Source organism: Glutamicibacter arilaitensis Re117, assembly GCF_000197735.1.
Taxonomy (GTDB): domain Bacteria; phylum Actinomycetota; class Actinomycetes; order Actinomycetales; family Micrococcaceae; genus Glutamicibacter; species Glutamicibacter arilaitensis.
The window spans coordinates 2,134,528-2,152,284 of record NC_014550.1 but is presented as its reverse complement, the minus strand read 5'-3'; the positions used below and the strand labels follow the sequence as shown (position 1 = coordinate 2,152,284).

15 protein-coding genes are annotated in these 17,757 nt (G+C 60.6%); 6 read left to right on the top strand and 9 right to left on the bottom strand.

What is annotated here, in order from left to right:
• Positions 1 to 9: 9 nt before the first annotated feature.
• The 6 genes from pgl to tkt are packed head-to-tail and all read right to left on the bottom strand — an operon-like array spanning position 10 to position 8,016.
• Positions 10 to 750, bottom strand: a complete 741-nt coding sequence (gene pgl, locus AARI_RS10320) for a 6-phosphogluconolactonase (RefSeq protein ID WP_013349238.1) — start codon at positions 748 to 750, stop codon at positions 10 to 12.
• Positions 740 to 1,681 (bottom strand): glucose-6-phosphate dehydrogenase assembly protein OpcA, encoded by a 942-nt coding sequence (locus AARI_RS10315; RefSeq protein WP_013349237.1) that lies wholly within the window; start codon positions 1,679 to 1,681, stop codon positions 740 to 742. Before AARI_RS10315 ends, pgl begins: the two co-directional genes overlap by 11 nt.
• Positions 1,678 to 3,198: a glucose-6-phosphate dehydrogenase gene (gene zwf, locus AARI_RS10310; protein WP_013349236.1), complete on the bottom strand. Its 1,521-nt coding sequence runs from the start codon at positions 3,196 to 3,198 to the stop codon at positions 1,678 to 1,680. Before zwf ends, AARI_RS10315 begins: the two co-directional genes overlap by 4 nt.
• Positions 3,199 to 3,204: 6 nt before the next feature.
• Positions 3,205 to 4,779, bottom strand: coding sequence for a glucose-6-phosphate isomerase (locus AARI_RS10305; RefSeq protein WP_013349235.1), 1,575 nt, complete (start codon positions 4,777 to 4,779; stop codon positions 3,205 to 3,207).
• Positions 4,780 to 5,883, bottom strand: a complete 1,104-nt coding sequence (tal, locus tag AARI_RS10300; protein ID WP_013349234.1) for a transaldolase — start codon at positions 5,881 to 5,883, stop codon at positions 4,780 to 4,782. It abuts the gene before it with no gap.
• 18 nt (positions 5,884 to 5,901) lie between these two features.
• A complete protein-coding gene (tkt, locus tag AARI_RS10295) occupies positions 5,902 to 8,016 on the bottom strand; it encodes a transketolase (RefSeq protein ID WP_013349233.1) in 2,115 nt (704 codons plus the stop codon).
• Between the two features lie 857 nt (positions 8,017 to 8,873).
• On the opposite strand from tkt, the gene AARI_RS10290 reads away from it, so the two are divergent.
• The 3 genes from AARI_RS10290 to AARI_RS10280 all read left to right on the top strand — a co-directional run bounded on the left by AARI_RS10290 (position 8,874) and on the right by AARI_RS10280 (position 11,271).
• Entirely contained in the window at positions 8,874 to 9,776 is a 903-nt protein-coding gene (locus AARI_RS10290) for a heme o synthase (RefSeq protein WP_013349232.1), read from the top strand.
• Positions 9,777 to 9,989: 213 nt separating this feature from the next.
• A complete protein-coding gene (locus AARI_RS10285) occupies positions 9,990 to 10,340 on the top strand; it encodes a PadR family transcriptional regulator (RefSeq protein ID WP_013349231.1) in 351 nt (116 codons plus the stop codon).
• A complete protein-coding gene (locus AARI_RS10280) occupies positions 10,324 to 11,271 on the top strand; it encodes a DUF1700 domain-containing protein (RefSeq protein ID WP_013349230.1) in 948 nt (315 codons plus the stop codon). Before AARI_RS10285 ends, AARI_RS10280 begins: the two co-directional genes overlap by 17 nt.
• A 68-nt stretch (positions 11,272 to 11,339) precedes the next feature.
• Here AARI_RS10280 and AARI_RS10275 read toward each other — a convergent pair whose 3' ends face one another.
• From AARI_RS10275 to AARI_RS10265, 3 genes are read right to left on the bottom strand one after another with little or no spacing between them, the layout of a single operon-like run.
• Positions 11,340 to 12,278 carry a COX15/CtaA family protein gene (locus AARI_RS10275; protein ID WP_013349229.1) on the bottom strand — a complete coding sequence of 313 codons (939 nt, stop codon included), beginning with the start codon at positions 12,276 to 12,278 and terminating at the stop codon, positions 11,340 to 11,342.
• A gap of 30 nt (positions 12,279 to 12,308) precedes the next feature.
• A complete protein-coding gene (locus tag AARI_RS10270) occupies positions 12,309 to 13,073 on the bottom strand; it encodes an ABC transporter permease (RefSeq protein ID WP_013349228.1) in 765 nt (254 codons plus the stop codon).
• Positions 13,070 to 14,023, bottom strand: coding sequence for an ABC transporter ATP-binding protein (locus tag AARI_RS10265; protein ID WP_013349227.1), 954 nt, complete (start codon positions 14,021 to 14,023; stop codon positions 13,070 to 13,072). The genes AARI_RS10270 and AARI_RS10265 overlap by 4 nt, the downstream gene beginning before the upstream one ends.
• Positions 14,024 to 14,214: 191 nt before the next feature.
• Between AARI_RS10265 and AARI_RS10260 the strand changes: the two genes are divergently transcribed.
• Genes AARI_RS10260 through sufD form a run of 3 tightly spaced genes read left to right on the top strand, consistent with a single transcriptional unit; the run spans position 14,215 to position 17,740 of the window.
• On the top strand, positions 14,215 to 15,000 hold the full coding sequence (locus tag AARI_RS10260; RefSeq protein WP_013349226.1) for a helix-turn-helix transcriptional regulator: 786 nt from the start codon (positions 14,215 to 14,217) through the stop codon (positions 14,998 to 15,000).
• Positions 14,997 to 16,457, top strand: coding sequence for a Fe-S cluster assembly protein SufB (gene sufB, locus AARI_RS10255; protein ID WP_013349225.1), 1,461 nt, complete (start codon positions 14,997 to 14,999; stop codon positions 16,455 to 16,457). The genes AARI_RS10260 and sufB overlap by 4 nt, the downstream gene beginning before the upstream one ends.
• A gap of 2 nt (positions 16,458 to 16,459) precedes the next feature.
• On the top strand, positions 16,460 to 17,740 hold the full coding sequence (gene sufD, locus AARI_RS10250; protein WP_013349224.1) for a Fe-S cluster assembly protein SufD: 1,281 nt from the start codon (positions 16,460 to 16,462) through the stop codon (positions 17,738 to 17,740).
• Positions 17,741 to 17,757: the final 17 nt, after the last annotated feature.

The following is a 17,757-nucleotide window of genomic DNA, read 5'->3' as shown; positions in this document are numbered from 1 at the left end:
CGTTGCTGATCAGAGCAGTGTTGACGCGGCGCGATCGACGATCCAGCGGGTGGCTTCAGTGCCGTGCACGGCCGAGGCTGGAACAGCAACCTCATTGATCTCGTGCTGGGCCTTGGCCAACGCTGGAGCCTTGTCGGCGCCGGTGACGATCAGCCACACCTCTTTGGCGGTGTTGATCGTGCCCATGGTGAGCGTGACACGGTGCGGAGGCGGCTTGGGGGAATCGTGGACGGCGATGACCCCTGGCTGATCCGAACGAGTGTGGTTCGGGAAGAGCGAGGCCACATGCGAGTCCGGGCCCATGCCGAGCATCAGCACGTCGAACGCGGGGTTCAAGGCGCCTTGTTCGGCTTCAGCTGCCAGTTCGGCCGCGTAGGCTTCGGCAGCCTGCTCAGCGGTGTCGTACTTGTCGCTGGCACCCATGGCATGCACGGTGGATCGATCCAGGCCCAATTCATCCAGTGCTGCGAACAGCGCTTCGGCCTGCAATACGTTGCGGTCAGCCGAATCGGTGGCGACAAAACGCTCGTCGCCCCACCAGAAGTGCACCTGCGACCAGATCACCGAGGTCTTGGCCGGGTTGGCGGCAACAGCCTCCAAGGCGGCGATGCCCAGCGAACCTCCGGTGACCACCACGTGGGCGACACCGCGGGCGGCTAGTGCGTCGGCGATCGAAGTGATCAGCCGGGCCGCAATGGCGTTGGCGGTAGCTTCAGGGTCTTCATGGATGAGAATTTGCCTAGCGATCACTGGATCTGATGCTCCTTAGATTGGTCAGGTTCAAGCCCTTGGTGATGACTTCGCCGAAGACATCGTCAGCGTCCAGCCGGCGCATTTCCTCGGCCAGGCATTCGGCCACCGAACGGCGCGGCAAGGAGATGCGCTGCGGGGCGGAACCTGGCAGGTAGAGGTGCGCGACGGCCCCGGAAGGCCGCGAGAGCTCGACGTCGCCGGCTTCACGAGCCAGCCGCACGCTCGATAGCCCGCCGTTGGACTTGTCCGCGGCGATGGTCACCGGCACGTCCAGGCACATGGTCAGCCAGGCTGCCAGCAAGGTGGTGGACGGAGAATTATCCGACCCCTTCACCGTGATGCCGTTCAGCCCGTCGGTGCCGATCAGGTCGATGATGCTGGCCAGCTGGGCACGCCACAGGGTCAGCCGGGTCCACGCCAGGTCGGTATCGCCGGCCCGGTAGGTGGCAATGCGGCTGAACAGTGCGGCCGTGGGATCTTCGGTTTCAGCCGAATCGGTGATCCTGCGGTGCGCCAGCTTGCCCAGCGCGGTGCCGGCAGGGTCCTGCGGCACTCCGTGCGGCCACCAGGCCACGATCGGTGCATCGGGCAGCAGCAGGGCGGAGATCAGTGCCTCGTCGGCCACGACATCCGGACCGTAGGTGCGCATGACGATGACTTCGGAGGCACCTGCGTCTCCGCCTACGCGGATCTGCACGTCCAACCGGTTGGCCTCGGACTTGTTGCCGCGCACCACGACGATGATTCGGCAGGGGTGCTCGCGGCTAGCTAAGTTGGCGGCCTCGATGGCGTTCTCGGCGAAGCCTTCGCGGGTGATGACAACCAGGGTCATGACCCGCGACAGGGCTACTACGCCGTGGGTGCGGCGCGAGGAGATCAGCTTCTTGGCCACCTTGGAGGTGGTGGTGTTTGGAAGGTCGATCATCATGGTCGTCGCCAGCTCCTGCCATCTTTCGCCATCAGCTCATCGCTGCTTTCCGGGCCCCACGAACCCGGAGCGTAAGGCTCGGGCTGGGTGGGCAGCGAAGCCCAGTATTCCTCGAAGGGATCCAGGATGCGCCAGGACTGCTCGACTTCTTCGTGGCGAGGGAACAGCGGCGGTTCGCCCAGCAGCACGTCGAGGATCAAACGTTCGTAGGCCTCGGGGGAGGATTCGGTGAAGGCGTTGCCGTAGCCGAAGTCCATGGTCACATCGCGGATCTCCATCTGGGTGCCGGGCACCTTGGAGGAGAAGCGGATGGTCGCGCCTTCGTCTGGCTGCACGCGGATCACGAAGGCGTTCTGGCCGAACTCGTCATCCTCGTGGTCGGTGAACAGCAGGTTCGGGGCCTTCTTGAATACCACCGCGATCTCGGTGACGCGTCGTCCCAGGCGCTTGCCGGCGCGCAGGTAGAACGGCACCCCGGACCAGCGGCGGGTGTTGATGTTCAACCGCACCGCCGCATAGGTTTCGGTCTTGGATTTCGGGTTGAAGCCCTCTTCGTCCAGGAAGCCGACGACTTCTTCAGCTCCCTGCCACCCGGAGGTGTACTGGCCGCGGGCACTGGCCGCTCCCAGGTCCTCGGGCAGCTGGACTGCGGTGAGCACCTTTTCCTTTTCGCTGCGCAGGTGGTCCGCGTCGAAGGAGATCGGTTCTTCCATCGCAGTCAGCGCGAGCAGCTGCAGCAGGTGGTTCTGGATGACGTCGCGGGCCGCGCCCACGCCATCGTAGTAGCTGGCACGCCCGCCAATGCCGATGTCCTCGGCCATGGTGATCTGCACGTGGTCCACGTACTTGTTGTTCCACAATGGTTCGAACATCTGGTTGCCGAAGCGAAGGGCAAGCAGGTTCTGCACCGTTTCCTTGCCCAGATAGTGGTCGATGCGGAAGACCGCATCCGGTGGGAACACCGATTCCACGATTTCGTTCAGCTCGCGGGCGCTTTCCAGGTCATGGCCGAATGGCTTCTCGATGACCACGCGTTCCCAGCCCGGGTTCTTGTCCTTGGCCAGCTTGTGCTCGGCCAGCTTCTGGCAGACCACTTCGAACCAGCTAGGCGGAATCGAGAGGTAGAAGGCGTGGTTGCGTCCGGTGGAACGCGATTCGGCCAGCTCATCAAGGGTTTCGGCCAGGTTCTCGTAGGCACCGTCGTCGTCGAAGGCACCGGAGATGAAGCGCATTCCGGCGGCCAGCTGGGCGAAAACTGTTTCGTTGAAGGGGGTGCGGGCGCTGGCCAGAATCCATTCGCGGGCCTGGTTGGCGAAGTCCTGCGCCGTCCAGTCTCGGCGGCCGAAGCCGACGATCGCGAAGTTCGGGGGAAGCAGTCCGCGGTTAGCCAGGTCGTAGACCGCTGGCATGAGTTTTTTGCGGGCAAGGTCGCCGGTGATTCCGAAGAACACCAGCGCGCCCGGACCGGCAATGCGGTTAAGCCGCCGGTCGCGGGCGTCGCGTAGTGGATTGCTCATAGTGCCTTACTTCGCTGCCTCAATCAGGGCAGCGATTCCTGCGGCGCGGTCCGTGAGGTTCACGCGCAGCACTGGGCGGTTATGTTCGGCGTCAGCCAGTACTGCGCCATCGCCGATCGCCTGGGCAGTAATCAAGCCGCCGAAGGTGTACGGACGTTCCGGGATCTCAAGGTCTTCCTTGTGGTCCGCGGTGACCTGCAAGAACACGCCCTGTGCCGGGCCGCCCTTGTGGTATTGGCCGGTGGAGTGCAAGAAGCGCGGACCCCAGCCGAAGGTGACTGGACGGCCGGTCTTTTCAGCCAGCAGATCACGCAGCGCGGCAAGCTCCTGATCCGCAGTGCGGTTCAGGTACGCCTGGATGGCCAGGTAGCCGTCTGCAGGCAGCTGCGCGGTGAGCTGCTCCAGCGCCGCATCCAAGGTCTTGGCCTCGGTGCCGTAGAGCTCAACTGGCCCATCCACTGCATCCGGTGCAGTTTCCGCTGGCGCATCAAGCATGGAACGGGCAGCAATCTTCGCAGCCTCGACATCAGGCTGGTCGAAGGGGCTGATGCCCAGCAGGTAGCCGGCTACGGCGGTGGCGTACTCGAAGATCATGAACGCGGTGCCCAGCGGTGCACTGAAGTGCACAGCGGTGGCGTCCTCGTCGAAATCCTCAGGCAGCGCGTCGTAGACGAACAGCGGCAGCACGTCCGCAGCCAGGTTCTTCAGCTCCGGAGCATCCACATGCGCGGCAACAGGCAGCACGCCCTTGCCTTCCTTGCCTGTGGACTCGGCGATCAGCTGCTCGGCCCAGTCGCCGAAGCCCGGCAGGGCGTCGCCAACACAGGCAATCAGCAGCTTGTCGCGGCCCGCGGTAGCCATGGCGGCACCCAGGTGCAGCGCGAGGTTGTCCTCGTCGTCCGATGCCAGCACGTCGTTGACCAGCCCGGATTCTTCAACCAGGGCTTCGATGTCCGCACCGGCCAGGCCCGAAGGGACCAGGCCGAAAGCGGTCAGCGCCGAGTAGCGCCCGCCAACGTTCGGATCAGCGTTGAACACCGCGCGCACGCCTTCAGGCTTATCCATTGGCGAGCCCGGATCGGTGACAAGCACCAGGCGGGTGGCCGGATCGATGCCTGCAGCCTGGAAGGCTGCGGTGAAGGCACGGCGCTGCGAGTCGGTTTCCACGGTGGAACCCGACTTGGAAGCAACCACCACGACGGTGTGCTCCAGGTCGGTCTCCACAATCTGCTTGACCATCGACGGATCGGTGGTGTCGCAGATGACCAGTTCCACCTCGTCATGGGCGGTGATGACCTCAGGGGCCAGCGAGGAGCCGCCCATGCCGCACAGCACGATGCGGGTCAGGCCCTCTTCTTGCAGCTCGTCGCGCAGATCCAGGATCTGCGGGATCAGCTTGCCTGCGGCCTCGAAGGGACTGACCCAACCGAGGCGGATGGCTGATTCAGCGTCTGCCTCAGGACCCCAAATGGTTGGGTCCTGGGCGGCGATGCGGCTGCCGATCTTCGCTTCGATCAGCTTCGGGAGCAACGCGTCGACGGAGGCCAGGGCCTCACCGGAGGTTACCAGACCAAGCTCCATCTACTTGGCTCCCTTCAGTGCCACGGCCATGTCCTCAAGCAGTTCGTTCCATGCGACGTCGAACTTCGATACGCCTTCAACCTCAAGCAGGTCCACGACCTCGTTGTAGTCGATGCCCAGCGCAGCGAGCTTGTCCAGCACGCGGTTGGCGGCGTCGTAGCTGCCGGCGATCGCGTTGCCGCGCACCTCTGCTTCAGCCGCGGTGGCGTCCAGGGTCTTCTCCGGCATGGTGTTCACGGTCTGCGGTGCAACCAGCTCGGTGACGTACAGTGTCGATGGGTAGGCAGGATCCTTCACGCCGGTCGAAGCCCACAGTGGACGCTGGACGTTGGCGCCGGCAGCTGCCAGCACCTCGTAGCGTGCCGAAGCGAAGGACTCTTCGAAGACCTGGTAGGCCAAGCGGGCGTTGGCTACGCCGGCCTGTCCGCGTACGGCTGCTGCCGCATCGGTGCCGATGGCATCCAGGCGCTTGTCGATTTCGGTGTCCACGCGGGAAACGAAGAAGGAAGCGACCGAGTGGATCTTGGACAGGTCCAGGCCCGCGGCCTTGGCCTTCTCCAGGCCCAGCAGGTAGGCGTTGATGACCTCGCGGTAGCGTTCCAGCGAGAAGATCAGGGTGACGTTCACCGAAATGCCAGCGGCAATGGTTTCGGTGATTGCTTCCAGGCCCTCGACGGTTGCCGGGATCTTGATCAGCACGTTCTCGCGGTTCACGCGCTCGTACAGGGCCTTGGCCTGGGCGATGGTTGGTGCGGTCTCGTGAGCCAGGCGGGGATCAACCTCGATGGACACGCGGCCATCGAAGCCCTTGGAGGACTCGTAGATGCCCTTGAACAGGTCGCAGGCTGCTGCCACGTCATCGCTGGTGATCTCGGTGATCGCGTCTTCTACCGAGCGGTGCTTCTGCTCGGCAATCGCCTGGCCATACACCTCTGCCTTGGACAGTGCCGCGGCGAAGATCGATGGGTTGGTGGTCACGCCGACCACGTTCTGCTCTTCGATCAGCTTGGCCAGCGAGCCGCTGGTCAGTCGTTCACGCGAAAGGTCGTCCAACCAGATGGAGACGCCAGCGTCGGACAGGGCCTGAGTATTCGGGTTGCTCATAATAGTTACTTCAGTTCCTTACTTGGCAGCGTTCTGCAGGGAGGTTTCGGCGGCGGCTACAACAGCCTCGGTGGTGATGCCGAACTCCGAGTACAGCTTCTTGTAATCGGCGGAAGCGCCGAAGTGATCGAGCGAAATGATTTCGCCATGTGCCCCCACCAGCTCGCGCCAGCCCTGGGCTACGCCGGCTTCAACCGAAACGCGGGCGGTGATCGCGGCGGGCAGGACCTCTTCGCGGTAGGCAGCATCCTGCTTGGCGAACCATTCCAGCGAAGGCAGGGATACCACGCGGGCAGCGATGTTCTTGGCTGCCAGTGCTTCACGGGCCTCAACGGCCAGCTCAACCTCGGAACCGGTAGCCAGCAAGATGACATCCGGGGTGGTCTGCGCGCCGTCGCGGACGGCTTCGGCCAGGATGTAGCCGCCCTTCAGGGTGCCTTCTGCGCCGCGGAAGCCGGTGGCCGCGCGGTCGTAGATTGGCAGGTTCTGGCGGGAAAGCACGATGCCCGATGGGGTATCGGTCAATTCCAGCATGCCGCGCCATGCGTAGGCGACCTCGTTGGCATCCGCTGGGCGGACCACATCGAAGTTCGGGATGATGCGCAGGCTAGCGAGCTGCTCCACTGGCTGGTGGGTCGGGCCGTCTTCGCCCAGGCCGATGGAGTCGTGGGTCCATACGAAGATCGACGGGACGCCCATCAGTGCGGCCAAGCGGATGGCCGGACGCTGGTAGTCCGAGAAGATCAGGAAGGTGCCGGAGAATGCACGGGTTGGGCTGGAGAGCACAATGCCGTTCACGATCGAGGCGGCGGCGTGCTCGCGGATGCCGAAGTGCAGTACGCGGCCGTATGGGCTGGCGGACCAGGTATCGGTGGAGCGGCGTTCAGGTGCGAAGGACTTCGCGGTCTCGATGGTGGTGTTGTTCGAACCGGCCAGGTCGGCGGAGCCGCCCCAGAGTTCTGGCAGTTCATCGGCGATCGCGTTGATGACCTTGCCCGACGCGGCGCGGGTAGCCATGGTGGAGCCTGGCTCGAAGGTTGGGATCTTCTCGGTCCAGCCTTCTGGCAGTTCGCCGGCCTGCAGGCGTGCAAGCAGTGCGGCTTCTTCAGAGTTGGCGGACTTCCAAGCTTCGAAGGTCTCGTTCCACGAGGCGTGCAGCTGCGCACCGCGGGTGACGACCTCGCGGGCGTGAGCCAGCACGTCATCTTCGATCTGGAAGTTCTTCTCCGGGTCGAAGCCCAGAACCTTCTTGAGGCCAGCTACTTCTTCGGTACCCAGCTTGGAGCCGTGGATGCCGCCGGTGTTCTGCTTGGTTGGCGAAGGCCAGCCGATGATGGTGCGCAGGCTGATGATCGATGGGCGCGAGGTTTCGGCCTTGGCTGCGCGGATTGCTGCATCCAGTGCAGCCATGTCCTCGACGTATTCGCCGGTGACGGTCCAGTCAACGCGCTGGGTGTGCCAGCCGTAGGACGCGTAGCGGCCCAGCACGTCTTCGGTGAAGGCGATGTCGGTGTCGTTCTCGATGGAGATCTTGTTATCATCGTAGATCACAACAAGGTTGCCCAGTTCCTGGTGGCCGGCCAGCGAGGAAGCCTCGGAGGTGACGCCCTCCTGCAGGTCGCCATCGGAAGCGATGACGTACACGGTGTGGTCGAATGGGCTGGTGCCGGCTTCAGCTGCAGGATCCAGCAGGCCACGCATGCGGCGCTGGGAGTAGGCGAAGCCAACGGCGGAGGCCAGGCCCTGGCCCAGTGGGCCGGTGGTAATCTCAACGCCGGCGGTGTGGCCGAACTCAGGGTGGCCCGGGGTCTTGGCACCCCAGGTACGTAGTGCTTCGATGTCTTCCATCTCCAAGCCGTAGCCGGAGAGGAACAGCTGCAGGTACAAAGTCAGCGAGGTGTGTCCGGGGGAGAGCACGAACCGGTCGCGGCCGATCCAGTTAGGATCCTTCGGATCATGGCGCAGGTGCTTCTGGAAAATCAAGTAGGCGGCCGGAGCCAAGCTCATTGCGGTACCGGGGTGGCCATTGCCAACTTTTTCGACGGCGTCGGCTGCCAAGACACGAGTGGTGTCAATGGCCTTACGATCCAACTCTGTCAGTGAGAATTCTTCTACTAAGGATTCAGTCGCCACAGCGGCGTTCCTTCCATTCGGGCTTGGACGGGAAATTTCTCCCGCTGACACGCAATACGCCGTCGCCTCCTCATGCCCCGGCTTTGCTTCATAACAGGGGGATGGCAGGTCGCGACGGCGCAATCTGAGTCAACCCTATCGCGAATTGACGTTTTCAGGCGTTGAATTTTGCAAGATGACACAGAATTAATCAGTTTGCACAGGAGGTTGCGCGCTAGCGGGCATTAGCGCCATGGCGTGAGCAAACGCGTCAATCATTCTGTGCATTTGTGCTCTCCTGCCTTAACTTGCGACCAATTCTGCCGAAGATGCTCTGCCTTAGCGTGCGGACGAAGCGAGACTTACAAAACACAATTTTTGTGCCACGAGGAATTATCTGATTAAGGCTTTGTTTCGCTGGTGGCAAGAGTTGCCGTTTCCTTGGATGCGGAAAGCTCGGAACGTAGGCATTTCATCGGGTTCGACTGTTCCCTCCAGCGGCTAGGGGTCGTTGGCAAGATGGTTCTGACCGAGGAGGCTTGAGGCGCTGTTGCGCCGCTGGGGGAATCGAAGGGCCGTGCTCGGCGGTATGCGCCACTGCCGGCGGGAGTCGTACGGCGGCATTGGTTGTGCGGCAGGGGTGTGGCTTATATGTTGCGCAGGAGTCGAGGCGAAGGGGTACTAATTGATCCAAATCACCTTGTTTGGGATGTGATCCTCTCCGTGGGGAGTTTCAATCAATTTCTATCCAGCGTAGAATGACAGTGTCTGTCTTGTACCCATGAAGAACTGAGTGCGTTTAATTGAAGACTCAAAGTGTCGCCGGAGCATCAGTGCCACGCGCCTCGCGTCAACCTGGTGAAAGCACCGGAGACTTTATGAAGCGTAAGGCTCTCGCCTATCTAGCATTGACGAAGCCTCGCGTGATCGAGTTGCTGCTTGTGAGCACCCTTCCGACCATGATCTTTGCCGAGCGCGGATTCCCCGCCGTTTGGCTGATGATCTCCACCCTCGTTGGTGGTGCCATGGCCGCAGGTGCTTCGGGCGCATTCAACTGCTATATCGACCGCGATATGGACAAGTTGATGAAGCGTACCAAGGGCCGTCCGCTGGTGACCGGTGACCTGACTCCGAAGGAAGCGCTGATTTTCTCGTGGAGCCTAGCCGTTGCGTCCCTGATCGTGTTGTGGGTCGGGACTAACCCGCTGACCACTGCATTGGGCTTGGCCGCCATCCTGCTCTACGTCGTCTTCTACACGTTGATTCTCAAGCGTCGTACCGCGCAGAATATCGTCTGGGGCGGCATCGCCGGATGCATGCCGGTGCTGATTGCTTGGGCCGCTGTAAAGAACACCATCGAATGGCCAGCAGTCATCCTGTTCCTGGTGATCTTCCTCTGGACCCCGCCGCACTACTGGCCACTGTCCATGAAGTACGCAGATGACTACAACGCAGCTTCGGTGCCGATGCTCGGTGCTATTGCCAACGCACGTCGCGTTTCGGTGCAGGTAGTGCTCTACGCATGGGCTACTGTCGTTTGCTCGATGCTGCTGGTGCCGCTGGGCAACGCAGGCATTCTCTACACCGCAATCGCTGGTGGTGCAGGCATCTGGTTCGTCTACGAATCCCACGTGCTCTACCGCGAAGCGCAGGGCAACCATAAGCCAGCCGAGGTCAACCGCAAGGCCATGAAGGTCTTCCACATCTCCATCACCTACCTCACGATCGTATTCCTGGCTCTGGCCGTTGACCCGTTCGTAGGCAGCCCGCTGTTCGGCTAGAAGCTAGAACGGCAGCTTAGATTCAGAAAGTGCCCTGCCGGGCAACCAGCATCAGTTGGTTTCCCGGCAGGGCACTTTTCTGCGTTGTGGGCGTACTTGCTCACCGGCCCGCGTGGCATCAAAGCGTGATCCTCAGAATCAGTGGTTGCTCTTGACAGAGGAATATCCTAAATCTTGCTATGCAAGTCTTGTTACGCAAGGTATTCTCATTCCATGTCCGATCAACGCGAAAAAATCGCTACCAACATACGCAAGGGTGTCCTTGAGTACTGCGTGCTGGGTTCGCTAGCCGGCGGAGATAAATACGGGCTCGAGCTGGCAGAAGAACTCACTGCGCGGCAGCTCACCGCCAGCGAGGGAAGTCTGTATCCACTCTTGGCACGCATGAAAACCACGGGCCTGGTCGAGACCTACTGGGAAGAAGGCGGGTCGGGCCGCAAGCGCAAGTACTACACGATTACGGAGCACGGGCATCTGATGCTTGGCGGGTTCCGTGAAGTATGGGAAGCAATTTCACTGCAGGTAACCGAACTTCTTGGAGGGCAACATGGCATCGACAGCTGAGTACCAAAGTGCGGAAACGTACCTGCAGGCCTTGGGCAAGCTCCTGCGCGATGCGCCAAGGGATATGGGAGCCGAGCTTTTGGAAGATGTGGCGCAGCATATCGAGGAGGGTAGGGCACTGGGCAGGAGAGATGAGCAGATCCTGGGCGCGCTAGGCGCCCCGGAGACTGTTGCCGCCCCACTGACGGCCCAACTCACGGCATCCCGAGAGCGAGCTCCGCTGCGCAGGAAAAGCCTCGTGCTCGGTGCCGTGGCACTAATCCTGGGAGTCCTTGTCTCCATCATTGACGGGTCAATGGCGGATACTCTTGGCGATCGGATTGTGGGCAATCAGGCGCCTCCGATCCAAGGAGGCTATGACTCAATCTATAAGTTTGGCGCGTTACAGCTTTTGATCTTCGCGATCTTCGGACTTGGCGTATCTGCCTCTGCCTTCATGAAGGGGAGAGCAGCACTCATCTACAGCTATGTGATTGCCGGTTGCATGAGCATACTGGTTGCTGGTTTTATCACCAGCAGTGGCATCTTCTACATTCCCTCGATGGTCACGGCGTGGATGTTCGTTGGAATTCATAGGGGAACCCCCGGGTCCGTGCATTGTGCGAGGCGAGTGAAACGGATGCGTACCATCGGAGGCATCTGCCTGCTGTTGCCGGTCGTATTCCTCGTGTCAGGATTGTTCTCGGGGATCGAGCCGAGCGTGGCAGCATACCTCTATCTGGCGCTGGGATTGGCCTGCGGCATTGGGTTCTTGGCCAATTTCCGCCCTGCTCTCTGGGTCACCTGTACCAGCGGTGCCGCACTCTTGGTGGCTTCCGTTATCGATCAGGGTCTGCTGCTTGCGGGAATTTGGTTGGTAGGAACCGTCTATTTCTTCTTTGGACTTCATGGGCTGCTGTGGTTCAAACGCCGGGCGGCTCAAAGCCGATAGCCCTTAACGACTCAGGGTTGCCCTGCACCTAAAGTGCAGGGCAACCCTGAGTTATCTAATGCGGAATCCTAGGCATCGCTGCGCTGGTAATCCGGAAGGATAGCGGCCCGGTCCCAGACGTTTGCCGAAGCTGAAAGAAGCAAGCTGGCGCCCAGCATGTGAGAGAGCACCAAGGCGACAGGCAGGCCATTGAAGTGCTGGATGTAGCCGATGGCTGCCTGGATCGCAATGGCCGCTACAAGCCACCAGATGGCGGTGCGAAGCTGGGCGTTGCCAACCTGCCTGTAGGCCAGGACCAGTACCACGATGGTGGCAAATACCAGCAGGTACACCGGAGCGGTATGCATGCGGGTGACCAGCAGGGGATCAAATAAGTGACGCGGTGCATCGGCGTCGCCTGCGTGCGGGCCGGTGCCGGTAACGATAGTTCCGAAAGCTACCGCCAGCAGGGAGAAGATCCATGCCGCGAAGGAGACCTGGCAGATCGACTTGCTGCTGTGTTCGATCGTGCGGCCCTTCAGCTCCTTGGCGGTGCGATTGACCTGGAAGGTGGCCATGATGACCAGGGCTCCGGAAATCAGGAAGTGCACCGAAACAACCCATGCGTTCAGGCCGGTCCACACGGTAATGGCGCCAACCAGCGCCTGAAGCGCGATGCCAGCGAGCAAGCCGATGGACAGCTTGTACAGGGTGCGGTGGGTAGGGCGCATCTTCCAGATGGAAATCAGGAAGGCGACGGCGATTACCAGCAGGACGAAGGTCAGCAGGCGGTTGCCGAACTCGATGATTCCGTGGATGCCCATTTCCGGGACAGGGGTCATCGACCCCGGGACGCAGTTGGGCCATTGGGAGCAACCGAGGCCCGACTCCGTGAGCCTTACTGCTCCACCGGTGACGATAATGCCAATCTGGGAGATCAGGGATGCGATCGCCAGAGCGTGCACGAGGCGGGTTACCTTCGTGGGCAGCTTATCGGCCCAGCTGTTGGAGGCTAGGACTGAAGACATTGGAATCTCCCTTTTGAAATTGAGTGGTGGCTAGCTCCATTTGAACAGCTTGATGGCTGCAAAGGAGCCAGCTACTGTCCAAAGGACCAAGAAGATGAGGCCAGCGAGGCTGAACTGGCCGTGGATCAGTGCATCGCGCATGGCATCGCCCAGCGCGGCAGAAGGCAAAGCATTCAACGTTGGCTGGGCCCAATCAGGTGCCATGCTCAGCGGGTAGAGGACACCGCCGGCGCCGGCCAGCAGGATCCATGCCAAGTTAGTGATTGCCAAGGTCGCCTCTGGGCGCACAGTTCCGGCGATGAGCAGGCCCAGCGCCGTAAACGCCGCTGCACCCAAGAGCAGGAAGAGGATGGCCGGAGCGATGCCCCAGAGATTCGGGTGCCAGTCCAAGAACAGCAACGCGACCGAGCAGATCAGTATGACCTGGATCAGCAAGACCGAAAGCACGGCAATAACCTTGCCGAAAATCAAGCCCGTCTTGCCTAGTGGCGTTGTCGAGAACATGGTGAGCACACCGTAGCGGCGGTCGAAACCTGTGCCGATTCCCTGGCCGGTGAAGGCCGTGGAAATGACGCATAAGGCCAGCACGCCGGGGACCGCGGCATCGATGCTGCGCTCGGCGACGTCCTTGACCAGATCGGTCAGGGTCAGTACGAACAGCGCAATGAGCGGCATGACAACAGCGAGAATCAGCTGCTCGCCATTGCTGAGCATCTGGATTGACTCGTACTTGCCCTGGTTCAGGATTCGGCGTAGTGGCGAAACAGCATTGGACTGAGTCTGCGTATGGCTCAAACCCGTCCCTCCTTCTGGGCGATTTCGAGGAAGACGTCTTCGAGGCTTCGTGACTGCAAGTTCAGCTGAGTTGGCAAAATGCCCTCCCGGAGCCACCAACTGGTCAGCCAATTCAAATGTTCGGGGGAGTTGACTCCATCAAGCCGGTACTGGCCAGACTCGGTCTCCGCTAGATGCAATCCTGCAGGCGGTTCGGGAAGAGCCAAACTTGCGGGTGCGCAGAAGGATACGGGGCGGGTGTCTTGATCCTCGGCTGCGCGGGCTGTCAGCTCAGCAACGGTTCCCTGCGCAACGGTGCAGCCCTTGTCGATGATGTAGACGTAGTCGCTCAGGCGCTGTGCGTCATCCATGAGGTGGGTGGTGAGGATGATGGCCTTGCCGGCATCGCGAAGTTCGGCAATGAGATCGAAAACTACCTGGCGGGACTGCGGGTCCAGGCCTGCACTTGGTTCATCGAGGAACAGTACTTCTGGATCACCGGCAAGTGCCAGGGCCAAGGCGACACGCTGTTTTTGCCCGCCTGAGAGGCGGCGGATGGTGCGGGTGCCGAATGATTCGAGATCCAGGCGCTTGATCAAGGCATCGATGTCGATGGGATTCTGGTAAAGCGAAGCAACATGGCGTAGTAAAGGCACTGGTCGCATCGATGGTGGCAGTCCGCCATCTTGGAGCATGACTCCGACACGGGAGCGCAAGTCCGGATTATCACCGAAGGGGTTTTGTCCCAGAAGTTCGACGGTGCCACCCTCGGGCTGCAGCAACCCCTGAGCGCAAGCGAGGGTCGTTGATTTGCCGGCCCCGTTTGCACCCAACAGGGTGGTAACCTGCCCCGGATAGGCTTTTAGCGACACCGACTCCAGGACTCGCAACATGCGGTTGCCCATGGCGGGAACTGGACCTAGATCTTTAGCCAGCTCGTTGATTACGAGGCTGGGAGTTACAGAAGACACTGAAACATTCTACGTCATGTCGAAGTAGCTGTGCTGAGTGGTTAGTCACCAACCCTCGAGTTCCGTTGCAGGTGACGAGACAATAGAAGTGCCAGAAGTTTGAAACAAGCAAAAGTACTAGCGGGGCAAGCCATTCCTTAGTAAGTGCTTCCTTACTAGACCTAGCGCAAAAATTTACGCATGATTGTGTTGTGTATTCATCAAATTCAGAATCAGCTAGTGGCTCGACTGCCGCGACGGTTGGCGTAGTTGGGGATACCGAGGAGCGCACGCGAGACCGCGTCCTTTATGCAGTACTTGAGGACGGGCCGGTCAGTGCGGCTGAGCTTGGAAGCAAGCTTGGCTTCACGCCCGCTGCGGTCCGACGCCACCTCGACGCGCTCTCGAAGTCGGGACTCGTTGAGGTAAAACTGGTGGCGAACCAGAAGACCGGAGCCGGACGTCCATCTCGCCGCTACGTGCTTTCGCACCGTGGGCAGACGAAGTTGGGCAACGATTATCTGGAAATCGCCACTGACGCATTGAAGATGCTCGGTGATGCAGCAGGCGAGGACGCAATTCAGAAGTTTGCGCGTAATCGTTTCGCATCGATGGAAGACCGATATGCCAAGGCACTTGCCGGCGTTGAAGGGCTGGAAGCACGAGCCGAGGTACTGGGCAACTTGCTCAGCGCCGACGGATTCGTGGGATACACCCGAAAAGTTGATACAAAAGTGGCAACCGCACTGATGCACAGCGTTCAGCTGTGCCAGGGGCACTGCCCGATACAAGACTTGGCACGAGAGTTTCCAGTGTTTTGCGACATGGAAACGGAAATGTTCGCTCGCTTGCTGGGCGTTGACGTTCGACGATTGTCAACGTTGGCCGGCGGCGGACACGTGTGCACGACCCACATCCCTGTGGGGCGTGAAAAGGCGCCAATGCGCGCCGAGAAGAGAACTCGAATTCAGTTCACGAAGCAGGAGAGGCCGCGATGACGGATCAGATTGCACAGGAGTCTGCCGACCCGGGTGTAATTTCCGAAATTCTGGAGAAGAACCCCGAACTCCATGGAATCGGCAATTACGAATACGGCTGGTCAGACAAGAATGACGCGGGTGCGAATGCACGCCGCGGCGTCGACAAGGACGTTGTGGCGATCATTTCCGCCCTCAAGTCCGAGCCAGAATGGATGCTGGAGCGCCGCCAGAAGGCGCTGAAGTACTTCGATCGCAAGCCAATGCCTACCTGGGGTCCAGACCTCTCGGGCATTGACTTCGACAACATCAAGTACTTCGTCCGCTCCACTGAGAAGCAGGCAACCACCTGGGACGAGCTTCCAGAAGACATCAAGAACACCTACGACAAGCTGGGTATTCCTGAGGCTGAAAAGCAGCGCCTGGTTTCCGGCGTTGCCGCTCAGTACGAGTCTGAGGTTGTCTACCACCAGCTGCGTGAAGACCTTGAAGCCCAGGGCGTCATCTTCCTTGATACCGATACCGGTTTGAAGGAACACCCTGAGATCTTCCAGGAATACTTCGGCTCGGTTATTCCGGCAGGCGATAACAAGTTCGCTTCGCTGAACACCGCTGTATGGTCCGGTGGCTCGTTCGTTTATGTCCCCAAGGGCGTTCACGTCGAAATCCCACTGCAGGCTTACTTCCGTATCAACACGGAAAACATGGGTCAGTTCGAACGTACCCTGATCATCGCCGATGAGGATTCCTACGTTCACTACATCGAGGGTTGCACCGCGCCGATCTACCAGTCGGACTCGCTGCACTCGGCAGTAGTCGAGATCATCGTGAAGAAGAACGCCCGCGTTCGCTACACCACGATCCAGAACTGGTCGAACAACGTGTACAACCTGGTGACCAAGCGTGCTGTCTGTGAAGAGGGCGCCACCATGGAATGGGTCGATGGCAACATCGGTTCCAAGGTCACCATGAAGTACCCAGCTGTCTACCTGGTTGGCGAGCATGCCAAGGGCGAGACCCTGTCCATCGCCTTCGCCGGCGAGGGCCAGCACCAGGACACCGGTTCGAAGATGGTCCACATCGCACCGAACACCTCCTCGGCAATTGTTGCCAAGTCGGTGGCTCGTAACGGTGGCCGTTCTGCTTACCGCGGCCTGGTACAGGTTCAGGAAGGCGCCAAGGGCACCAAGAACTCGGTAGTTTGTGACGCATTGCTGGTTGACCAGATCTCGCGTTCGGATACCTACCCATACATCGACGTCCGCGAGGATGACGTGACCATGGGCCACGAGGCAACCGTTTCGCGCGTGTCCGAGGAACAGCTGTTCTACCTCATGTCCCGCGGCATGGCCGAGGACGAGGCCATGGCAATGATCGTGCGCGGCTTCGTTGAGCCAATCGCACGCGAGCTGCCTATGGAGTACGCGCTGGAACTGAACCGCCTTATTGAACTTCAGATGGAAGGATCGGTCGGCTAAGAATGTCGGAGACCACCACCCATATCCCAGAAGAGAAGGCGCGCATCGGCGCACCATCGATTCCTGGTTTCACCGAAGAGGGCGAAGACCTTTCGCCCATCAACGACAACGACAGCTCGCCGCTGGCCGGCGCCTCTTCCAAGGCACACAGCCACGGTGGCGGCGTTGGCGTGCAGGATTCTTCGCGTGCCGGTCGTCTGACCAGCACCAACGTTGATGACTTCGCCGAGCTGACCGGTCGTGAAGAAGACTGGCGTTTCACCCCGCTCAAGCGCCTGAAGGGCCTGCACACCGATGAACTGACCGGTGCAGCTCCGAAGGTTGAACTGACCGGAAACGAGATCGCCAAGCTTTCGGTAGTGTCCGCTGATGACGCGCTGAACGGCGTGGCTCACACCCCGGATGACCGTGTTTCGGCCAACGCTTGGAAGCATGCTTCCGAGACCCAGGTCCTGACCATCCCGAAGAACGCTGAGGGCGCCCAGGCGACCCTGCGCATCACCGGTGAGTCGCTGGCTGCTGCAGCACAGCACATCATCGTTGTCGCCGAGGAAAACTCCGAAGCTACCGTGGTCCTTGACCACGTGGGCTCGGCAGTGCTGGCACAGAACGTCGAATTCGACGTTCAGTCCAACGCCCGTCTGACCGTGATTTCGCTGCAGGCCTGGGAGGATGACGCTGTTCATGCTTCCTCGCAGCAGGCACTGGTTGCCGCTGGCGGTTCGTTCAAGCACATCGCAGTCACCTTCGGTGGCGACTTGGTGCGCGTGAACCCATCGGCTCGCTTCACCGGCGAACGTGCGGAGATCGAGCTGTACGGCTTGTACTTCGCTGACGCCGGCCAGCACCTTGAGCACCGCTTGTTCGTTGACCACGCTGTGGCCAACTGCAAGTCCAACGTGCTGTACAAGGGTGCACTGCAGGGCAAGGATGCACACACGGTTTGGGTTGGCGACGTGCTGATCCAGAAGGAAGCAGTGGGCACCGATTCCTATGAAGCGAACCGCAACCTGGTTCTGACCGACGGCGCTCGTGCCGACTCGGTTCCTAACCTGGAAATCGAAACTGGTTTGATCGATGGTGCTGGCCACGCATCGACCACCGGTCGTTTCGATGATGAGCACCTGTTCTACCTGATGGCTCGCGGCATCGATGAAAAGACCGCCCGCCGTCTGGTAGTGCGCGGCTTCCTGAACGAAATCGTTCAGCATATCGGCGATGAAGCTCTACAGGAGCGTCTGACCGACACCATCGAAGACGAATTGGCGGCAACTGACAACTAGTCAGTGCTTGCTTCACC